Raw genomic sequence first — 216 nt, 5'->3', positions numbered from 1 at the left:
TATCCCGAATTCGGGATAACTCAGAGTCGTGGTTTAAGACTTTGAAGTATATGCCGGCGTTCCCGGAGAGGTTTGGTTCGTTGGAGCACGCTAGGGATTTTATGGGCCGGTTTGTTCATGCGTATAACACTGAGCATCGCCATTCAGGATTGGGATTTCATACTCCTGCCGACGTGCATTTCGGGATGACTGGGCACGTGGATGACCAACGCCTAG

1 protein-coding gene is annotated in these 216 nt (G+C 50.9%); it reads left to right on the top strand.

The genetic code is table 11. The features are described from left to right. A partial coding sequence (locus tag ACT3UA_RS19075) for an integrase core domain-containing protein (RefSeq protein WP_444617913.1) occupies positions 1–216 on the top strand: 216 nt, incomplete at both ends.

This window comes from Glutamicibacter sp. 363 (genome assembly GCF_052379505.1).
Taxonomy (GTDB): Bacteria; Actinomycetota; Actinomycetes; order Actinomycetales; family Micrococcaceae; genus Glutamicibacter.
Note: the sequence above shows the minus strand (reverse complement) of the source record. Positions and strands in the feature narration are given on the sequence as shown.